The 20,635-nt window shown below is 64.5% G+C and carries 16 protein-coding genes; 13 read left to right on the forward strand and 3 right to left on the reverse strand.

The genetic code is table 11. The features are described from left to right. Positions 1 to 58: 58 nt before the first annotated feature. Genes CV023_RS01730 through CV023_RS01740 form a run of 3 tightly spaced genes read left to right on the forward strand, consistent with a single transcriptional unit; the run spans position 59 to position 2,588 of the window. Positions 59 to 871: an alpha/beta fold hydrolase gene (locus CV023_RS01730; protein WP_230743744.1), complete on the forward strand. Its 813-nt coding sequence runs from the start codon at positions 59 to 61 to the stop codon at positions 869 to 871. Next, positions 868 to 1,938 (forward strand): NADH:flavin oxidoreductase/NADH oxidase, encoded by a 1,071-nt coding sequence (locus CV023_RS01735; protein ID WP_230743745.1) that lies wholly within the window; start codon positions 868 to 870, stop codon positions 1,936 to 1,938. The genes CV023_RS01730 and CV023_RS01735 overlap by 4 nt, the downstream gene beginning before the upstream one ends. Then, positions 1,932 to 2,588 carry an MBL fold metallo-hydrolase gene (locus CV023_RS01740; RefSeq protein WP_230743746.1) on the forward strand — a complete coding sequence of 219 codons (657 nt, stop codon included), beginning with the start codon at positions 1,932 to 1,934 and terminating at the stop codon, positions 2,586 to 2,588. The genes CV023_RS01735 and CV023_RS01740 overlap by 7 nt, the downstream gene beginning before the upstream one ends. Here CV023_RS01740 and CV023_RS01745 read toward each other — a convergent pair whose 3' ends face one another. After that, the gene (locus CV023_RS01745; RefSeq protein ID WP_230743747.1) at positions 2,589 to 3,179 is read right to left on the reverse strand and encodes a hypothetical protein; all 591 of its coding nucleotides are present in this window, start codon (positions 3,177 to 3,179) and stop codon (positions 2,589 to 2,591) included. It lies immediately after the preceding gene. A gap of 247 nt (positions 3,180 to 3,426) precedes the next feature. Between CV023_RS01745 and CV023_RS01750 the strand changes: the two genes are divergently transcribed. From CV023_RS01750 to CV023_RS01780, 7 genes are all read left to right on the forward strand, one after another. After that, positions 3,427 to 5,232 carry an ABC transporter family substrate-binding protein gene (locus CV023_RS01750; protein ID WP_230743748.1) on the forward strand — a complete coding sequence of 602 codons (1,806 nt, stop codon included), beginning with the start codon at positions 3,427 to 3,429 and terminating at the stop codon, positions 5,230 to 5,232. A 105-nt stretch (positions 5,233 to 5,337) separates the two neighbouring features. After that, entirely contained in the window at positions 5,338 to 6,882 is a 1,545-nt protein-coding gene (locus tag CV023_RS01755) for an ABC transporter permease (protein WP_230743749.1), read from the forward strand. Then, positions 6,879 to 7,913, forward strand: coding sequence for an ABC transporter permease (locus tag CV023_RS01760; RefSeq protein ID WP_230743750.1), 1,035 nt, complete (start codon positions 6,879 to 6,881; stop codon positions 7,911 to 7,913). The genes CV023_RS01755 and CV023_RS01760 overlap by 4 nt, the downstream gene beginning before the upstream one ends. Beyond that, the gene (locus tag CV023_RS01765; protein WP_230743751.1) at positions 7,910 to 9,853 is read left to right on the forward strand and encodes an ABC transporter ATP-binding protein; all 1,944 of its coding nucleotides are present in this window, start codon (positions 7,910 to 7,912) and stop codon (positions 9,851 to 9,853) included. The genes CV023_RS01760 and CV023_RS01765 overlap by 4 nt, the downstream gene beginning before the upstream one ends. A gap of 103 nt (positions 9,854 to 9,956) precedes the next feature. Beyond that, on the forward strand, positions 9,957 to 11,867 hold the full coding sequence (gene typA, locus CV023_RS01770) for a translational GTPase TypA (protein ID WP_230743752.1): 1,911 nt from the start codon (positions 9,957 to 9,959) through the stop codon (positions 11,865 to 11,867). Positions 11,868 to 11,908: 41 nt separating this feature from the next. Continuing rightward, positions 11,909 to 13,261 carry a PIG-L family deacetylase gene (locus tag CV023_RS01775; protein WP_230743753.1) on the forward strand — a complete coding sequence of 451 codons (1,353 nt, stop codon included), beginning with the start codon at positions 11,909 to 11,911 and terminating at the stop codon, positions 13,259 to 13,261. Between the two features lie 72 nt (positions 13,262 to 13,333). Beyond that, positions 13,334 to 15,088, forward strand: coding sequence for a VanW family protein (locus CV023_RS01780; protein WP_230743754.1), 1,755 nt, complete (start codon positions 13,334 to 13,336; stop codon positions 15,086 to 15,088). A 51-nt stretch (positions 15,089 to 15,139) separates the two neighbouring features. On the opposite strand, the gene CV023_RS01785 is transcribed toward CV023_RS01780, so the two are convergent. Then, positions 15,140 to 16,213: a GNAT family N-acetyltransferase gene (locus CV023_RS01785; protein ID WP_230743755.1), complete on the reverse strand. Its 1,074-nt coding sequence runs from the start codon at positions 16,211 to 16,213 to the stop codon at positions 15,140 to 15,142. Positions 16,214 to 16,404: 191 nt separating this feature from the next. Between CV023_RS01785 and fdxA the strand changes: the two genes are divergently transcribed. The 3 genes from fdxA to CV023_RS01800 all read left to right on the forward strand — a co-directional run bounded on the left by fdxA (position 16,405) and on the right by CV023_RS01800 (position 19,316). Beyond that, positions 16,405 to 16,725: a ferredoxin gene (fdxA, locus tag CV023_RS01790; RefSeq protein ID WP_230743756.1), complete on the forward strand. Its 321-nt coding sequence runs from the start codon at positions 16,405 to 16,407 to the stop codon at positions 16,723 to 16,725. Positions 16,726 to 16,728: 3 nt separating this feature from the next. Further along, complete coding sequence (gene dapC / locus CV023_RS01795) at positions 16,729 to 17,850, forward strand: succinyldiaminopimelate transaminase (protein WP_230743757.1); 1,122 nt, start codon at positions 16,729 to 16,731, stop codon at positions 17,848 to 17,850. 182 nt (positions 17,851 to 18,032) lie between these two features. Further along, positions 18,033 to 19,316: a citrate synthase gene (locus tag CV023_RS01800; RefSeq protein ID WP_230743758.1), complete on the forward strand. Its 1,284-nt coding sequence runs from the start codon at positions 18,033 to 18,035 to the stop codon at positions 19,314 to 19,316. 356 nt (positions 19,317 to 19,672) lie between these two features. On the opposite strand, the gene dapD is transcribed toward CV023_RS01800, so the two are convergent. Continuing rightward, entirely contained in the window at positions 19,673 to 20,617 is a 945-nt protein-coding gene (dapD, locus tag CV023_RS01805; RefSeq protein ID WP_230743759.1) for a 2,3,4,5-tetrahydropyridine-2,6-dicarboxylate N-succinyltransferase, read from the reverse strand. Positions 20,618 to 20,635 lie beyond the last annotated feature (18 nt).

A 20,635-nucleotide genomic window follows, 5' to 3' on the forward strand; every position in this document is an offset into this window, starting at 1 on the left:
CGAACGGCACCGTCCACTCGATCACTTCTCCGTTAACGTCACCTGCTAGGAGCCTGCCATGCGTATCTCAGTCCATGCCTTCAACGACAATCCCGGTTCACCCGTCCTCGTGTTCGGCAATGCTCTGGGCACCCGCCTGCCGCTGTGGTCGGCCGTGGCCGCTCGACTCGCCGACGACTATCAGATCTACCTCTCCGACCTGCCCGGGCACACCTTCCCAGCCCCCGCAGCGGGCACCTCGACGACTCCGGCCGCAGCGGCCGCCGGCTCCGAGGCGGGTGCCGGTTTCACGATCTCCGACCTCGCCGCCGGCCTCGTCGACTCCCTGGCCGAGATCGGCGTCGAGAAGTTCGCCTACTGCGGAGTCTCGATCTCCGGAGGCATCGGCCTCACTCTGGCTCTCGAACACCCCGAATCCCTGACCGGACTCATCGCCTGTGCGACCGCGACGAAGTTCGGCACACCCGAATCCTGGGCCGAGCGCATCAAGGACGTCCGCGAGGACGGCACCCGCGGCCTCGTCGACGACACCGCCGACCGCTGGTTCGCCGCGGGCTTCCTCACCGAGGACATCGCCACCGGCCCCCTCATCCTCGCCGATCTCGCCGCGATCGACGACGAGGCCTACATCGCCTGCGCCCAGGCCCTGCAGAGCTACGACCTCGGCGGCGGACTCCACGGCATCAGCGTGCCCACGCTGTTCATGGCCGGATCGCAGGACCCCGGCTGCACTCCCGAGGCCATGTCCGAGATGGCCGGGCAGGTCGAGGGTGCCGAACTCGTCACGGTCCCCGACGCCGCGCACTTGGCGATGGCCGAACACCCGGACATCGTCTTCGACCACATCCACGATTTCCTGGGAGCCCTATGACTCAGCTGTTCGCCCCGATCACCTTCCGCGGCCTCGAGGTCGCCAATCGCATCTGGCTGGCACCGATGTGTCAGTACTCCTGCGAAGCCGAGGACGGCATGCCGGGCACGTGGCACCTCGTCCACCTCGGCGCCCGCGCTCAGGGCGGCTTCGGGCTCATCCTCACCGAGGCCTCGGCCGTCGTCCCGGAGGGGCGCATCTCGCCCCAGGACGCGGGTATCTGGAATGACGATCAGGCCGCAGCCTGGTCCGAGGTCGTCGACTTCGTCCATTCCCAGCGCAGCGCGATCGGCGTGCAGCTGGCCCATGCGGGCCGCAAGGCCAGCACCTACCGTCCCTTCGACGGCAATCCACGGGGCAGCGTCCCCGAGGCCGAGGGCGGTTGGCCGACCCTGGGAGCCAGCGCGATCGCCTATCCGGGATATGCGGAACCGAGCGAGATGACGAGCGAGGACATCGCCGAGGTGGTCGAGGCCTTCGCGGCCGCTGCCGTCCGGGCCGTGGATGCCGGATTCGACCTCGTCGAACTGCACGCCGCCCACGGCTATCTGCTCCATTCGTTCCTGTCCCCGCTGTCCAATGAACGCAGCGACGAATACGGCGGCGATCTGGCCGGTCGCTCACGGCTGCTCGTCGAGACCTATCAGGCAGTGCGCGCTGCGGTGGGGGAGCAGGTTCCGGTGTTCGTCCGGCTTTCTGCCAGCGAATGGCAGGAGGGCGGATTCGACATCGCCGAGGCGGTCGAGGTCTCCCGTGACCTCCACGCCCGCGGTGTCGACCTCGTCGATGTGTCCTCAGGCGGGAACGTTCCCGTCAAGGTGCCCGTGGGACCTGGCTATCAGGTGCCGCTGTCGGCGGCGATCCACGCCGAAGGGGTGCCCACGGGAACGGTCGGACTCATCACGGATCCGGAGCAGGCCGAGACCATCCTCGGCACGGATCAGGCCGACGCGATCTTCCTCGCCAGGGTGGCCCTGCGTGAGCCGTCCTGGCCGCAGCGAGCCGCCCACGATCTCGGTGTGGAGCCGGGACCGTATCCGACGCAGTACACGAGAGGTGCATGGTGAACACGATCGAAACCGAACACGTCGTCATCCGGCAGATCGCCGTCTCCGAGATGGCGAACAACGTCTACCTGATCACCGCCCGCGAATCGGGCTCCCAGGTCCTCATCGACGCCGCTGACGACGCCGAGGCGATCACGGAGCTGGTGGCAGCCGGCGCCGCGGACACCGCGGCCGAGCCGGTCCTGCGTGCGATCATCACGACCCATCAGCATTGGGATCATATTCGGGCGCTGCGGGCCACCTCGGCGAGCTATCCCGATGCGCTGACCATCGCCGGCGCACCGGATGCCGCGGCGATCACGGAGGCCGAAGGCGTGGACATCGCCCATCCGGTCGAGCACCTCGACGTCGGAGACTTCGGCGGCTTCGTGCTCCAGGCGATCGGACTGCGCGGTCACACCCCGGGCTCCATCGCCCTGCTGCTGCGCGATGGGGGAGAGACCATCCTCTTCTCCGGAGATTCGCTGTTCCCCGGCGGACCCGGCAAGACGTGGTTACCCGAGGACTTCACCTCGCTCATGGACGATCTTGAGGAACGCGTCTTCGCGCAGCTGCCCGATGAGACCCAGGTGCTCCCGGGGCACGGAGACGCCACGACTCTCGGCACCGAACGTCCGAAGCTGGGGGAGTGGCGCGAGCGCGGCTGGTGATCAGCTGGGCAGGGCGGTGAATCCGAACACTGCCCAGACGATCGCGACGATCAGCGCGATGATAATGGCGAGATTCCACCGCTCCGTGATCGTCCGCTCGCCGCGGGGATTGGCCAGCTCCGCATCGCTCAGAGCGGCATAGCGGTCGAGGACGGTGTCCACAGCGGGGCTGGGATTGTCCATGAGACTGCGGATGCCGCGCTCGTCCTTCTCCATCTTCTTGCCCTTGCCCGCCAACGGCCAGGACGAGTAAGTCTTCTCATGCGTGCGCACCGACAACCCGAAGTGGGTGTCCAAGCCGTCGACGAGGTTCCAGGGGACTGCGATCGTCTTGAGCGGATTGACCAGGCCGATCTGCTGTTGTCCGAGTTCGACCCGCGGGAATCGGTAGAGCACGAAGACGAGCGTCAGCACGGCGACCGGAATCCCTGCCACGGCCAGGCCGCGCATGGTGAAGTCCCCGAGCACGATCGACCCGAGGCCGAGCACGCAGATGGCGGCGATGACGATGAAGAGCACCGTCGAACTCGTCGTCCGCACAATCGTCGGCTGAATTTCGTCTGAGTTGCGACCCATCTCACTGTTTACCACCTGAACATCCTATCCATTGAGACTTCAGGTTTCTTGTATGTTTCCTTGGTTTCGAAACGGTAACGATTCCTAAGGATGCTCAATATGTGGACTCTGTCACAGTGGCGAGTGGATTAGCTTTGATGCATTCCATGTGAAAAACATGAACGCGGTCACATGCCCGATCAGGGCACGAATGACCGGAGAGCATCCCGGACTTGGGATGCAAGCACGAGGGTGACTCGCCCTACGACAACAAGGAGAGAACGTGAAAAAGCGCTTCCTCGCAGCCGGAGCCTCAGTTGCCGCAGCAGCAATGGTGCTCACTGCCTGCACACCCCCCGGCGGCGGCGATGACGAGCAGTCATCCGATAACTCGGCTGTGAACATCGGTTGGAACGAATCCTTCCGCTCGATGAACACCCTGACCGCGAACGGCAATGCCGTCTCCAACGCCATTCTCACCTACATGATGAATGACAACTTCGGCTACTACGACGGCGACCTCGAAGTTCAGGACGGCGCACTCGGCAAGGTCGAGCAGGTCTCCGAGGATCCCCTCAAGGTCAAGTACACCTTCAACGACGATGCCAAATGGTCTGACGGCACCCCCGTCGACGCGGCCGACCTCGCCTTGACCTGGGCAGGCACCTCGTCGAACTTCAACACCGTCGAGTCGAACAACGATGACGAAGGTGCTGTCAAGGAGAACGACGAGAAGACCGTCTACTTCGACTCGTCGACCGCTGGCTCCGCGCTCATCAAGGACTTCCCGGAGATCTCCGATGACGGCAAAGAGATCACCCTTGAATACTCCAAGCCCTATGCCGACTGGCAGACCGAGTTCGGCACCGGTGCCGACGGCGTCGGCGTGCCCGCGCACATTGTGGCGAAGAAGGCCCTCGGGGTCGACGACGCTGCCGAAGGCAAGCAGGCCATCCTCGACGCGATCAAGGATAAGGACACCGAGAAGCTCTCGAAGATCTCGAACACCTGGAACACCGGGTTCGACTTCACCTCGATGCCCGAGGATGAGGATCTGCTCGTCCATAGCGGACCGTACAAGATGACGAAGTTCGAAGAGGGACAGTACGTCACCCTCGAACTCGACGACAATTACTCAGGTCCCGTCAAGCCCAAGGTCCAGACCGTGACCGTGCGCTACAACGGCGACCCGATGGCGATGATCCAGGCAGTCGAGAACGGTGAGGTCGACATGACCCAGCCGCAGGCGACCGCTGACGTGCTCTCCGCCGCCGAAGACCTCGACGGTGTCACCGTCGACTCGGCCGACGGCGCTACCTACGAGCATGTGGACTTCACGTTCGACAACAAGGGTCCCTTCGACCCCGAGGCGAACGGCGGCGATGAGGAGAAGGCGAAGAAGGTCCGCCAGGCCTTCCTCAAGACTCTGCCGCGTGAGGACATCGTCGAGAAGATCATCAAGCCGCTCAACGATCAGGCCGTCACCCGCGATTCCTACTCGCAGGTTCCCGGATCGCCGATGTACGACGCGATCACCGGAGCCAACGGGGTCGTCGATGCGACCACTGTCGACGTCGACGCCGCGAAGAAGCTGCTCGAAGAGGCCGGGGCCGACGCTCCGACCGTGCGTGTGATGTACGACAACACGAACGCCCGCCGCCAGCAGGAGTTCCAGCTGATCAAGGAATCGGCAGAGAAGGCCGGCTTCAAGATCGAAGACGTCGGAGACGTCAACTGGGGCACCCGCCTCGGTGACGGCACCTACGATGTCTCGCTCTTCGGCTGGCAGTCCGAGGGCACCGGCGTGACCGAGAACGATGCGAACTTCCGCACCGGAGCTCAGAACAACTACGGCGGTTACTCCAACCCGGATATGGACAAGCTGCTCGACGAGCTGCTCGTGTCCAAGGAGGACGAGCACGAAGAGCTGCTCACGGACATGGAGAAGATGCTCAGCGAGGATGCCTTCGGTGCTCCGATCTTCCAGTTCCCCGAGCTGACGATCTACCGTGACAAAGTCAAGAATGTGAAGTCGACAGCTGTGTCGCCGACGATGTTCTGGAACTACTGGGAGTGGGAGACGAACTGATACCTCCTCGATGAGGTCGGTTCTTCTCCACGCTCAAGCCGCTGTGGGGATCACTGTGTGGTCCCCACAGCGGCGTCTTCGGAAGTTTGAAACGGACACACCACTATGATCAGATTCATCCTCAGACGACTCCTCTCGACAGCACTCGTGCTCCTCGTCGTCACCTTCGTTCTATATCTCCTCCTCAACGTCGCCCTCGACTTCTTCTGGGATCTCCGCGCGAGCACTTCCCCGAACATCGCGGCCCTCTATGAATCCCGGACCAGACTCCTCGACCTCGACACGCCCGCGGTCGTCCGCTACTTCAAGTGGCTCGCCGGCGTCGGCGGATGCGTGGTCGGCCAGTGTGATCTCGGCATCGCGTGGAAATCAGGGCAGGAAGTCACCGACCAGCTGCAGGGCGCGATCGTCAACACGATCAAGCTCATCACCGCCTCGACGATCGTCGCCATCATCCTGGGCATCGCCGTGGGTATGATCTCCGCGATCCGCCAGTACTCGGGCTTCGACTACTTCATCACCTTCGTCTCGTTCCTGCTCTACTCGCTGCCCGTGTTCTGGGTCGCGGTGCTGCTCAAGCAGTACGGGGCGATCGAGATCAACAACTTCATCAACGATCCGACCCTGAGCAGTTGGGTGCCGATCATCCTCGTCTGTCTCGCTATGGGACTGTTCTGGATGGGTGCCTTGGGCGGTGGGGCGAAACGCCGCCTCATCACCTTCTCGGCCGCATCGATCATCACCTTCGCGACGATCTATTACATTCTCGCCAGCGGCTGGCTGCAGCAGCCGAGCATCGGCATCGTCGGAATCATCGTCATCGGCGCCGGCGCGGCCGTCGTCATGACCTTCCTGTCCACGGGGCTGAAAAACAAGCGGGTCCTATACGCGACTCTGTCGATCGCCGTCATCGGTGCCCTGCTGTACATGCCGCTGCAGTACCTCTTCTACTACGTGGAGATGAATTGGCTGTGGATGTTCGGACTGCTCATCGTCGCCATCGGCGTCGCCGTTGCGGTCGGTCTCGCCTTCCGCGGTCCCGATCCCTGGGACACTGTGCGCACGACGAGCTTCACGGCCATCATCATCGCGTTCCTCATCTTCGCGGACCGCGTGCTCCAGGGATGGACCGAGTATTCGAACGACCCGGCGATCAACAATCGTCCGATCGCGACGATCGGTGCCTCGGCCCCGAACATGGATGGAGACTTCTGGCTGACGAACCTCGATTCGTTCACCCACCTGCTGCTGCCCTCGATCGCACTGATCCTCATCTCCTTCGCCTCGTACACCCGCTACACTCGCGGATCGATGCTCGAGGTGATGGGACAGGACTACATTCGCACGGCGCGGGCCAAAGGCCTGAACGAACGCACCGTGATCATGCGCCATGCCCTGCGCAATGCGCTGCTGCCTCTGGCGTCGATCATCCCGGTCGACATCATCACGATGATCGGCGGTGCCGTGATCACAGAGACGATCTTCGGCTGGAACGGCATGGGCAAGCTCTTCATCGATTCGATGCGGCAGTCCGAACTCGATCCGATCATGGCCTACATCCTCATCACAGGCCTGCTCGCCATCATCGCCAACCTGGTCGCGGACTTCCTCTACGCCGTCCTCGACCCGAGAATCCGAGTGAACGCATGAGTACCAACTACGACAATCAGAATTCCGCCGATCTCGACGAGGTCGGAGACAATGCGATCGAAGCCAAGGAGACCGAAGGCCTGTCCCAGGGCAGGATCGTCTTCCAGAAGTTCCTCCGCCACAAAGGCGCGATGATCAGCATCGGCGTCCTCGCCATCGTGGCGCTCTTCGCCTTCACCGCGCTGGGTGTCGGCGCAATCCCCGGCTGGTGGCAGTTCACCCACACGGCCTCGGGGCCCGTCGTCAATCCCGGCGGAGCACCGACGTGGTCGCTGTCGAACATCTTCTCTCCCGGTCAGCACCCGTTCGGACAGGACGAGATCGGCCGCGATAACTTCGCCCGGGTGATGAAGGGGACGCAGATCTCGCTCGTCGTCATGGTGATCATCGGGGCGGTCTGCCTCGTCATCGGAACGGTCGTCGGTGCGCTGGCCGGCTATTACCGCGGCTGGATCGACTCGGTGCTCATGCGCATCACCGATGCCTTCGTCATCCTCCCGGTCATCGTCGTCGGTTCGATCCTCGGCGTTCTCGTCGGCGGCGCAAGCGGACCGATGCTCGGCCTCGCCCTCGGTGCGATTCTGTGGGTCGGTCTGGCACGTCTGGTACGTGGTGACTTCCTGTCGCTGCGCGAACGCGAGTTCGTCGACTCGGCACGGGTCGCCGGGGCCAGCGACTTCCGCATCATGTTCAAGCACATGTTGCCCAACGCGATGGGCGTGATCATCGTCAACACCACGCTGATCATGAGCCAGGCGATCGTGCTCGAGGCCTCCCTGAGCTACCTCGGTTTCGGTATCCAGCCTCCGGGAATCTCCTTGGGCCAGCTGATCAGCGAGTACCAGACCTCCTTCGCCACCCGCCCGTGGCTGTTCTGGTGGCCCGGTCTGTTCATCATCGTCATCGCTCTGTGTGTGAACTTCATCGGCGACGGTCTGCGCGATGCCTTCGACCCGCGTATGAAGACGATCCCGAGCTGGAGGAAGATGAAGAAAGCCGAACGCATGGCGCAGAAAGGAGCGAAGCGATGACCGCACAGTCAGAGTCTCAGACACCGGTTGAAAAGGGCACACCGATCCTTGACGTCAACGACCTCGGCGTCAGTTTCTGGGTCAGCGACGAATGGTGGACGGCCGCAGAAGGCCTCAATTACACGGTCAACGCGGGCGAGGTGCTTGCCATCGTCGGCGAGTCCGGATCCGGAAAGTCACAGTCGAGCATGTCCCTGCTCGGACTGCTGCCGAGCAACGGTCGGGCCACAGGCTCGGCGAAGCTCAACGGAACCGAACTCATCGGCATGCCGCAGGAGCGGATGCAGCGCATCCGCGGCAATGAGATCTCCGTGATCTTCCAGGAGCCGATGACCGCTCTCAATCCGGTCTACACCGCCGGGTACCAGATCGTGGAGACGCTGCGCGTCCACCTAGACATCGGCCCCACGGAGGCAAAAGAGCGGGCTCTCGAGCTCATGCGCCTCGTGGAGATGCCCGATCCGGAGGACCGCTTCCACTCGTTCCCGCACCAGCTCTCTGGCGGTCAGCGTCAGCGCATCATGATCGCGCAGGCCTTGGCCTGCCAGCCGAAGCTGCTCATCGCCGATGAGCCGACCACGGCGCTCGACGTCACGGTGCAGGCCGAGATCCTCAAGCTCATGCGTGAACTCAAGTCGAAGCTCGACGCCGGCATCATCCTCATCACACATGACATGGGCGTAGTCGCCGATATGGCCGACCGCATCATTGTGATGAGGGCTGGTCGCGTGGTGGAGGCGGGTTCAGCCGACGAGATCTTCTATGCACCGCAGCATCCGTACACGAAGCAGCTCCTCGAAGCTGTGCCGCACCTTGGAGCCGGGGCAGACGGTGCAGTGTTCGGCTCGAATCTCGACGCTGTCGAATCTATCTCCTCCGCACACCGTGAGGAAGAAGAGATCGATCCGCATATCGACGGATCTCGTGATTCTCTGGACTCGACGCACGCCGGCTCCGCGACCGTGGTAGAGGGAGGCGGGAGCCGGACTGACGATCTGGACACCGAATCGCGTGAGATCGCCGAGCGTGGGAAGGTTGATCATCAGATCGAGATGGACTCCACGGAGACCTACTACCACCCCGGATCCCAGGCCGACTTCTCACAGCCTTCGGCCCTGCAGCTGCGGGACGCGGCCATCGAGTATCCGGCGATCGGCCGGAAGAAGGCCTTCCGCGCCGCCCACCACATCAACCTCATGGTCAGCCCCGGCGAGGTCGTGGGGCTGGTCGGTGAGTCCGGTTCGGGTAAGACCACGATCGGGCGCGCCGCACTCGGCCTGCTGCCGACCGTCGAGGGCGATATGGTCGTCAACGGCAAGAGCATCAAGGGCCTGAGCAACAAGCAGATGAGGCCTCTGCGCAAGGAGGTCGGGATCGTGTTCCAGGATCCCGGCTCCTCGCTCAACCCGAGGCTGCCCGTCGGTGAGTCGATCGGCGAACCGCTCTATCTCCACGAGGGGATGAAGGGGCCGGCCCTGAGCAAACGGGTCGAGGACCTGCTGTCCGCGGTGGAGCTGCCGACCTCGATGCGCAACCGCTACCCGCACGAACTCTCGGGCGGGCAACGGCAGAGGATCGGCATCGCCCGAGCACTGACGCTGCGTCCGAAGCTGCTCATCGCCGATGAGCCGACATCGGCGCTCGACGTCTCCGTGCAGGCGAAGGTCCTCGACCTCTTCGAAGGGCTGCAGAAGGAGTACGGATTCGCGTGCCTCTTCATCAGTCACGACCTCGCCGTGATCGAGCGCATCGCCTCGCGCATCGCGGTGATGCGGCACGGCTACCTCGTCGAGATCGGCAAGAGCTCGCAGGTCGTGGCCAACCCGGTTCACCCGTACACGCAGCGCCTGCTCTCCGCGGTTCCGGTACCGGACCCGAAGGAGCAGCGCAAGCGACGTGAAGCCAGGGACGCTGTCCTCGAGGCCACTGCGAACGCCTGAGAACCCACTTGTACGGCCACCTGCACGTGAACACGCGCGGGTGGCCGTATAATTGTCTGTTGGGTCCCCACCGGGCCACTCTCTCTATTTCATAAGGTATTTGATGACTGAAGCCATCACGCGTCGTGAGAATCGCCGCAACGTCGCAATCGTCGCCCACGTCGACCACGGCAAGACCACCCTGGTCGATGCCATGCTCCGCCAGACCGGTGTGTTCAGCGAACACGGTGATTTTGCTGAACGCGTCATGGACTCCGGAGACCTCGAACGCGAGAAGGGCATCACCATTCTCGCGAAGAACACCTCCGTTCTCTACAACGGCCCCTCGGCCGGTGACGAACCGATCGTCATCAACGTCATCGACACCCCCGGACACGCCGATTTCGGCGGCGAGGTCGAGCGCGGCCTGTCCATGGTCGACGGAGTCGTCCTGCTCGTCGACGCCTCGGAAGGCCCGCTGCCGCAGACGCGCTTCGTGCTCCGCAAGGCTCTGGCCGCGAAGCTGCCCGTCATTCTGCTCATCAATAAGACCGACCGCGCCGATGCGCGCATCGACGGAGTCATCGAGGAATCTCAGGACCTGCTGCTGGGTCTGGCTGCAGACCTCGCCGACGAAGTTCCGGACCTCGATGTCGACTCCGTGCTCGATGTCCCCACCGTCTTCGCCGCCGCCAAGGTCGGCGCCGCCTCCCTCGAGCAGCCGGCCGACGGAGAAGCGCCGTCGAACCCGGACCTCGAGCCGCTGTTCAAGACGATCCTCGAGACCATTCCGGCTCCGGAGATCAACGAGGACGACGTCCTCCAGGCGCATGTCACCAACCTCGACGCCTCGCCGTTCCTCGGTCGTCTCGCGCTGCTGCGCATCTTCGGCGGCACGCTGAAGAAGGGCCAGCAGGTCGCATGGGCACGTGGGGACGACATCAGCTCGGTCAAGATCACCGAACTCCTCGAGACCCAGGGCCTCGACCGAGTCCCGGCCACCGAGGCCTCGGCCGGTGACATCGTCGCCGTGGCCGGCATTCCCGACATCATGATCGGTGACACTCTCACCGACATCAACAACCCGAAGCCGATGCCGGCGATCATCATCGACGATCCTGCGATCTCGATGACCATCGGCATCAACACCTCGCCGCTGGCCGGTCGCGAGAAGGGCACCAAGGTCACCGCACGGATGGTCAAGGACCGTCTCGATCAGGAGCTCGTCGGCAACGTCTCGCTCAAGGTTCTGCCCACCGAGCGTCCCGACGCCTGGGAGGTCCAGGGCCGCGGTGAGCTCGCACTGGCCATCCTCGTCGAGCAGATGCGTCGTGAAGGCTTCGAGCTCACGGTCGGCAAGCCTCAGGTCGTGACCAAGCAGGTCGATGGCAAGGTCCACGAGCCCTTCGAAGAGCTCACGATCGACGTTCCGGAGGACTACCTCGGCGCCGTCACCCAGCTCATGGCCAGCCGCAAGGGCGTCATGTCGACCATGACGAACCACGGCACCGGTTGGGTCCGGATGGAGTTCCGCGTCCCGGCTCGCGGTCTCATCGGGTTCCGCACCCGGTTCCTCACCGAGACCCGCGGCACCGGCATTGCGAACTCGTTCTCTGCCGGCTACGGCCCTTGGGCCGGGAACATCGAGTTCCGGACCAACGGTTCCCTCGTGGCCGACCGGGCAGGAGCTGTGACTCCCTACGCGATGATCAATCTGCAGGAACGCGGCACCTTCTTCGTGCAGCCGACCTCCGAGGTCTACACCGGCCAGATCGTCGGCGAGAACTCTCGCGCCGATGACATGGACGTCAATATCACGAAGGAGAAGAAGCTGACGAACATGCGTTCGGCCTCGGCTGACTCCTTCGAGAACCTCGTCCCGCCGCGCAAGCTCACCCTCGAGGAGAGCCTCGAATTCGCCCGCGAGGACGAATGCGTCGAGGTGACCCCGGGCACGGTGCGCATCCGCAAGCTCGAGCTCGACCCGAAGGAACGGGCGAAGACCTACGCGAAGCTGCGTCGCCAGAACGCCTGATCGACGCCCCGACCGCATGACCTCGAGCACTTAAGGACCCTATGACCGTCGTTCCCCGCATCCTCTTCGTGCACGCTCATCCCGACGATGAGACGATCACGACCGGAGGAACGATCGCGTCCCTGGTCTCCGAAGGTGCCGAGGTCACCGTCCTCACCGCCACGCGGGGTGAGGGCGGGGAGGTCATCCCCGCCGAGCTCAAAGGGCTCGAGGGGGACCGCGCCCGTCTGGCACAGGTCCGGGAGACCGAGATCGCTGAGGCGATGGCGGCCCTGGGCGTGCGCAGGCACCTGTTCCTCGGCGGCGAGTCCCGCCGTTTCGAGGACTCGGGCATGGAATGGGGATCCGATGGTCATGCGCGGCCTGCCGCGTCGATGCCCGCCGAGGCGCTGTGCGCGGCCGATGTCGCCACGGTGGCCCGGTACATCGCAGCGGTCATCGACGAGACCCGACCGCATGCCGTGGTCACCTATGCCGCCAACGGCGGATACGGCCACCCCGATCATGTGCGGGTCCACGATGCCACCGTCGCGGCCCTCGACTTCGCGAGCTGGCACACCGGTCGCCTGCTCTTCGTCGACACCCCCGCCGAGGCGGCCCGCGCCGCCTTCGACCCCGCGCAGTCCGGGTTCGCCGAGACCGGATTCGCCGCGGCGGAGACGATTCCGACGAAGCCGCCGGTCGGGGACATCGTCGTGGCCCAGGACATCGCCGGGGTGCTCGACTCCAAACGAGCGGCGCTGGCCGCCCACCGGACACAGGTGAGCGTCTCGGGCGAGTTCTTCGCCCTCTCGAACGGCGTCGGACAGCGGATCGCCGACCGCGAGCACTTCTCGATCGGCGCCGGCGCACCGATCGCGGCGGTGGCCCTGCACGCGGGACCCGCCTCTCACATTCTGGCCGACCTCGACCTCGACCTCGCCGCTGTCGAGGCGCAGTCGATGCCTGCAGAATACGGTGCTGTCGGGGCTGCAGATGACAAGCCTCTGCGCCGCCGTCGTGAACCGAAGAAGCCCGGAATCTTCGCCTACGTCCACGCCGCCCTGCTCGCCCTGCTAATCGCCTTCCTCGGCGCGATGCAGCACCTCAACGTCACGGTCATCGACCTGGCGGGCACACCGGTGATCCTTCCCTGGGGCCTGGCACTGTCACTGCTCCTGGCCGCATGCGGACTCTGGCACCTCAAGACCATGTACCGCAGCTCGGCGCCGATGCTCGTCGCCGCAATCGTCATTGCGCTGCTGTCCTATGTGCTCGGCCAGCCCGATTGGCTGCCCGGTGCAGACATGATCGTCACCGGCACGCTGCGGTCCGTCGCCTGGCTCCTCGGACCGATGGTCCTCGCCGCGATCTTCGCGTTCATCAACGTGCGACGGGCAGACCCGACTCGGTAGAATCGGGACGATCATGTCCACGCACACGTGTCGGACCGGACAGGGACCGGGCCCGACAGAACCGGGAGAACGATGCCGACGCAGACTCTGATGGGTGCCTCGCCGAATCCAGGCGGAGACCCGGCTCCCACGAGCGAGCCGCGGAAGAAGACCTGGGTGATCCTGGGCGTCATCGTGCTCGGGCTGGCAGTGATCTATCTGCTCATCGGCTTCTTCAGCGGACGTGTCCTCGCCCCCGGAACGAGCGCGGCCGGCATCGACATCGGCGGCAAGAGCCGCACCGATGCCGAATCGACGTTGCGCAATGAGCTCTCCGATCGTACTGCGGAGACCATCGAACTCAAGGCCGGGGAGCCGAGCGCGAAGCTCGATCCGGAGAAGGCCGGGATCTCCTTCGACGCCGATGCCACCATCTCCCGCATCACGGGTTTCACACTCAACCCGATGATCATCTGGGATCGACTCTTCGGCGATGATGAGGTCGCCCCAGTCATCAGAGTCGATGACGACAAGTTCGAGACGGCCACGGGCAAGGTCACCAAGTCGCTCGAGGTCGAACCCGTCGATGCCGAGCTCGGCTACGAGAAGACGAAGCCGAAGGTCAAGGACGGCACGGTCGGACAGACCGTCGACGCGGACCAGGTGCGCGCCGCCATCGATGAGCATTGGCTGCGCAGTGAGGACACAGTGCCCGTCGAGGCCAAGCAGGTCGATCCGGAGATCACCACCGCCGAAGCCGAAGAGATGGCCGAGGGCTTCGCAGCCGACGCCGTGAGCTCGGAGAGGACTGTCCGGGCGAAGCCGGGCAAGGACGCCGACGACGATGTCGACGGTGGGGACCTGAGCATCAGTCCGACCATCATCGCCAACTCGCTGTCCTTCGACGCGAAGGATTCGTCTCTGCGTCCTGTGTTCGACAAAGACGATCTGCAGAAGCGGGTGCTGGCGGCCAATAAGGACATCGGTCGCCCTGCGAAGGATGCGAGCTTCACGATCAAGGACGGCAAGCCCAGCGTCGTCGAATCCGAAGACGGCATCGGCATCAAGGGCGACGAGCTCGCCACGGCTCTCACCGAGGCGATCAAGGGAGACACGGAGAAGCCCGAAGTGACCTTGGCGTCCGTGAAGCCCGACTTCACGACCAAGGATGCGAAGAAGGCCGATGTCTCGAAGGCGATGAGCGAATTCTCCACCGGCTACAACTCCGAACCCAACAGGGACAACAACCTGCGCGTGGCGACGAAGAAGGTGTCCGGGACCGTCATCAAGCCGGGGGAGCAGTTCTCCCTCAACGAAGCTCTCGGACAGAGGACGGCGGCCAACGGGTACAAGCCCGCCGGTGTGATCTCTGAAGGTCAGATGAAGGAGGACTTCGGCGGTGGAGTCTCCCAGGTGTCGACGACGCTGTTCAATGCGGCGTTCTTCGCCGGCTTCGATCTCGACGAGCACCGTGCGCACTCCCGCTACATCTCCCGTTACCCCGAGGGCCGGGAGACGACCCTGGACTGGTCGTCGATCGATCTGAAGTTCACGAACACCTCGAAGTCCCCGGTCGTCCTCGACATGTATCTCAAGGACGGTGAAGTCCACGCCAAGGTCTTCGGCGTCAAGAAGCTCTATGTGGACGCCGATGCTTCGGATCGCTTCAACTTCACCTCACCGGGATCCATCACCGAATCCGGGGCCTTGTGCACGCCGCAGGCGCCGAAGGAGGGATGGTCGATCAAGATCACCCGCACGATGAAGGACATCGAATCCGGACGCACGACGAAGGACTCTTTCGTCACCGACTACCGGCCGGTGAACAAAGTGGAGTGCAAGGACTGAACCCGGCTCAGCCTCGGGAGGCGTGACAAGCAACCGCTGGGGGCGCGAGGCTCAGCCTCGGGTGGCGTACCAGGAACGGTGCCGAACCGTGGCACCCAGGGAGTCGAAGAGTCCCAGAGAGGCGGTGTTCGACGCCTCCACATCGACGAGGTAGGAGCGCGCGCCTCGCTGGGACAGCAGGGCCGCCGCCGCCCTGGCCACTGACCTGCCGGCACCGCGGCGACGCAGATCCGGACGCGTGATGAGATTGGTCAGCACACCCCACTTGCTGCGTTCGACCACCCGGCACGCGGCCACCAATGACCTGCTGCCATCGGGATGGTCGGCATAGGCGGTGACGAACTCACAGGGCTGGGCGGCTTCGACGAGGGCACGGAACGCCTCGTCGGAGCCGGGATCCCGCTCGCTCGTCCAGGCCGCATAGTGCACGGGCGTCGGGACCTCGCTGACTTCGATGGTCAGTCCGTCCGCGGCCGCGTCGGTGGGGCTGGCGGCGCCGTCGGCCGCCTCGGCGGTGGCACCGGTGAGCAGGAACGTTGCTTCGCCGGGTGCATATCCGCGTGCCGAGAGCAGGGGCGCCAGGCCCTCACACTCGGGTGCCAGCGTCGCCGAGTCCGCGGCGGAGTAGATCTGGATCTGCGGTGACTTGTCCCGCGCGGCGTACCAGGCTTCGACGGCGTCGAGGGACTGTTCCCAGCCCAGGCCTGTCTCGGTCACGGGCAGGCAGCTGTTCGACCGCCGCGTCACCGATTCGGAGCTGCGCAGCAGCCAGCCCTTCTGCAGCAGGCCGACATCCGCGTCGGCGTCGGGGCTCTCATTGCGCAGATTCTCCACATGCAGCCACGAGACGTCCGCGGGCAGCCACGCGGCCGCGGAGATACGGCGCAGGTCGACGGCGGAGACGATCTCATGGGTGCGTCCCGATCGCGTCGGCGCGGGAGGGACTTCGTGGACGAGTTGGATCTGGGCCCGGGCGATGCGGAGCGGACCGTTCTTCGTCGTGATCTCCACGCTCGACTCATCGGCGGCGGAGATGACACCGAGGGCATCCGAGGTCGAGTGCGTGTCCCCGGGGTTGAGCGAATACCGTACGACAACTCTCTTGCCGGGCTGCAGATCGTCCACTTCTCGCCTTCCGCCTGATTTCGGTCACCCCCAGCCTAGAACACTCGGGTCCCGGCGCAGTCGAGGCGTGACGCGGGACACGAATATGCAATGAGGATCACGTGCCCCCGGTGGAGCCCCGTGCATGCGGAGGGCGTATTGTTGAGGGTGCCACGCGCTTGATCAGTGAGTCTTTAGTAGGAGTCGGTTCCGTGACGTACATCATTGCCCAGCCTTGCGTCGATGTGAAGGACAAGGCCTGCATCGACGAATGTCCGGTCGACTGCATCTACGAGGGCGAACGCAGCCTCTACATCCACCCCGACGAATGCGTCGACTGCGGTGCCTGCGAACCTGTCTGCCCGGTCGAGGCGATCTTCTACGAAGACGATGTTCCCGACGAGTGGGAGTCCTACTACAAGGCCAATGTCGAGTTCTTCGACGAACTCGGATCTCCCGGCGGTGCCGCGAAGCTCGGCAACACCGGCAAGGATCACCCGATGATCTCCGCGCTGCCTCCGCAGAACGGCTGAGGCATGACGGCCGGCTTCGGGCTCAACCTGCCCGACTACCCCTGGGACCGCCTCACCGAGTACCGCCAGCGTGCCGCCGAGCACCCGGACGGGGTCTGCGACCTGTCGATCGGGACCCCGGTCGATCCCACCCCTGAGGTGATCCGAAACGCCCTCGGCGCCGCCGCCGATGCGCACGGCTACCCGACCACCGGAGGGGCCGTCGAACTGCGTGAGGCGATCGCCGGGTGGTATGAGACCTGGCACGGCGTGAGCCTCGACCCCGCCGCCGAGGTGCTGCCCACCGTGGGGTCGAAGGAGTTCGTGGCGTGGCTGCCCACCCTGCTGGGGCTGCGGGAGCGCGGACTGACCGTCGCCTGCCCCTCGGTGGCATACCCGACCTACGAGATGGGGGCGATGATCGCGGGCGTCGACTGCCGACGCCTCGACGCCGCCGATATCGTCGCCGGCGCGTCCCTCGAGGGCATCGGACTGCTGTGGATCAACACGCCGAGCAATCCGACCGGTGAGGTCCTCTCGGCCGATATCCTCGCCGAGGTTGTCCGCCGTACCCGTGAAGCCGGAGTCATCCTCGCCTCCGACGAATGCTACGGACTGCTGAATTGGGAATCCGATGAACCCGCGCCGAGCGTGCTGGCGGCGGCGGGGGAGACCTACTCGGGCGTGCTCAGCGTCTACTCGATGTCAAAGCAGTCCAACCTCGCCGGCTATCGTGCGGCCTTCGTCGCCGGAGACGCCGAGCTGATCGCCGATCTGACGCGCTCACGCAAGCACGCGGGAATGATCGTACCCTTCCCGATCCAGGCGGCGATGACTGCAGGGCTGGGCGACACGGCTCATGTGCGCGAACAGAAGGAGCGGTACCGGGCCCGACGCGAGCTGCTGCGGGCCGGACTCGAAGCCTACGGATTCCGCATCGATCACTCGACGGCGGGGCTGTACCTGTGGTCGAGTGCGGGAGTCGGCTGCTGGGAGTCACTGAGCGGACTGGCTGATCTCGGGATCATCGCCGGCCCGGGGGAGTTCTACGGCGACGCGGGCACCGAGCATGTGCGAATCGCTCTGACGGCGACCGACGAACGGATCGCCGCGGCAGCGAAACGACTCCAGAACGCCGCTCACTGAGCGTTCGCCAAAGTGCCGTCCAGCTGCCGCAAATGTGGTGGATGACCAGGTCAAACGTATTACCGGTCGGTAAGGACCGGTGTGAGTGATTTTCTGATTCCTGGAGTTGTCGGTAGTCTTTGATGGAACTGTGCAAGACACCTCAGGAAGTTCTTGGGGTGGGTCGACGGTGAGGAGATCATATGACTTCGGAGGCGAACCTCAGGATCGCTGACACGGAGCTGACACTGCCCGAAGTGTCATCGTCAGCTGGAAACAACGGATACCGCATCGGCTCGCTGCTCAAAGAGACCGGTTCGGTGACCTACGACCCGGGGTTCGGCAACACGGCTTCGACGTCCTCGGCCATCACCTTCATCGACGGTGACGCCGGAGTGCTGCAGTATCGCGGCTACCCGATCGAGCAGTTGGCCGAACAGTCGAACTTCGTCGAAGTCTGCTACCTCCTCATCCACGGTGAACTGCCGACTCAAGAACAGTACGACGCCTTCGACGCCCGACTGCGCGGACACACCATCGTTCACGAGGATCTGCGGCGCTTCTTCCGCGCCTTCCCCTACGATGCGCATCCGATGCCAATGGTGGCAGCAGCGGTCGCTGCTTTGTCGACTTTCTACCAAGATGACCTCGATGTTTTTGACGAGGGACAGATCGACACCTCCTCCTTCCGCCTGCTCGCGAAGATGCCGACCATCGCGGCACTCGCGCACCGGAAGAATATGGGACTGCCCGTCATTCATCCGGACAACTCCCTGAGCCTGGTGGAGAACTTCCTCCGTGTGAACTTCGGAGTGCCCTCGGAGCCCTACGAGCCCGACCCGCTGGCGGTCAAGGCCATCGACCAGCTCTTCATCCTCCACGCCGATCACGAGCAGAACTGCTCGACCTCGACCGTGCGCCTCGTCGGCTCTTCGCAGGCGAACCTGTTCCAGTCGATCTCGGCCGGTGTGAACGCTTTGGCCGGTCCGCTGCACGGCGGCGCGAACTCCGCAGTGCTGGAGATGCTGCAGAACATCGCGGCCTCCGATGACGGTCCGAAGAAGTTCATGGAGCGCGTGAAGAACAAGGAAGACGGTGTCCGTCTGATGGGCTTCGGCCACCGCGTGTACAAGAACTACGATCCGCGTGCCCGCATCATCAAGAAGACCGCTGACGAGATCCTGGCCCGCTCCGGCGGCGATCCGCTGCTCGAACTCGCTCAGCAGCTCGAAGAGATCGCCCTGGCCGATGACTACTTCGTCGAGCGCAAGCTCTACCCGAACGTGGACTTCTACACAGGTCTGATCTACAAGGCACTCGGCTTCCCGACGAACATGTTCACGGTGCTCTTCGCCGTCGGTCGTCTGCCCGGCTGGATCGCCCAGTGGCGCGAGATGATCAAGGATCCCGAGACCCGCATCGGTCGCCCGCGCCAGATCTACACCGGCGCACATTCCCGCGACTACAAGGACATCGACAACCGCTGATCCCAGCCATCGACAACCGCTGATATAGGTCGTCGACAACTGCTGATATCCGCATGGCCCAAGCGCCGTGAGCATGGCACCTCGTGCCGGCTCACGGCGTTTGCGCATTCAAGCGCGGTGCCCGCTGCGCATCATGCCCTACAGCCAGTGACACACCGCATCGGAGGCCCGGTAGGATGTGTCACTCTCGCGGCGTTATGTCCGTCTGAAGGGCGGTACGCGGGAGCGGGCGCGTGCCGCCGAGGCCCGCACGCGGATGCGCGTCGGTTCGCTCGCGGATGCACTGAGGGCGCGCTCCCAGCGTGGGAGCGCGCCCTCAGTGCAGACCGGACCGACTCAGCGCAGATCAGACAGTCTCAGTGGAGGTCGGGGTTGAGCTCGATGCCTTTGGAGTCACGCGAGATGGCCTCGACGGTGCCGGAGACGGAGTTGCGGCGGAACAGGATGTTGTTCTGCCCGCTGAGCTCAGCGGCTTTGACGACGGCTCCGCCCTCGCCGGGGACCGTCACCCGGGTGCCGGCGGTGATGTAGAGGCCGGCCTCGACGATGCAGTCATCGCCGATGGAGATGCCGACACCGGCGTTCGCGCCCAGCAGGCTGCCGCTGCCGATGGAGATGCGGTGCGTGCCGCCGCCGGAGAGGGTGCCCATGATCGAGGCACCGCCGCCGATGTCCGAGCCGTCGCCGACGACGACGCCCTGGGAGATGCGGCCTTCGACCATGGCCGACCCGAGCGTGCCGGCGTTGAAGTTGACGAAGCCTTCGTGCATCACGGTCGTGCCCGCTGCCAGATGCGCGCCGAGGCGGACACGGTCGGCGTCGGCGATCCGCACACCGGAGGGGATGACGAAGTCGGTCATCCGCGGGAACTTGTCGAGACCGTACACGGCGACCGGGCCGCGAGCCAGCAGCTTCGCCCGAGTGGCCTCGAAGTCCTCGGGGGAGCAGGCGCCGAACGAGGTCCAGACGACGTTCGAGATGTGACCGAAGATGCCGTCGAGGTTGACGTCATTGGGAGCCACGACCCGGTGGGAGAGTGCATGCAGTCGCAGGTAGGCATCGGCCGCCGAGGCGGGAGCCTCGTCGAGGTCGACCGTGGTGGTCACGACCTCGGACTGGGTGCCGCGGGCGTCGTCGGCACCGACGAGGGCGTCGAGTCCGTCATCGGTCGAGTGGGAGGTGGCGGCCGCCTCGGCGAGGTCATGGGTCTCACCCGTGCTCAGGGCGGGGTACCAGACGGAGAGGACGATGTCGTTGTGAGTCGTGGCGAGACCACGAGCGGAAACTATGCGTTCTGTCATGGTTCAAGACTAGTCGGT

It is taken from the genome of Brevibacterium sp. CCUG 69071 (assembly GCF_021023135.1).
In the GTDB taxonomy this organism is placed as follows: Bacteria; Actinomycetota; Actinomycetes; order Actinomycetales; family Brevibacteriaceae; genus Brevibacterium.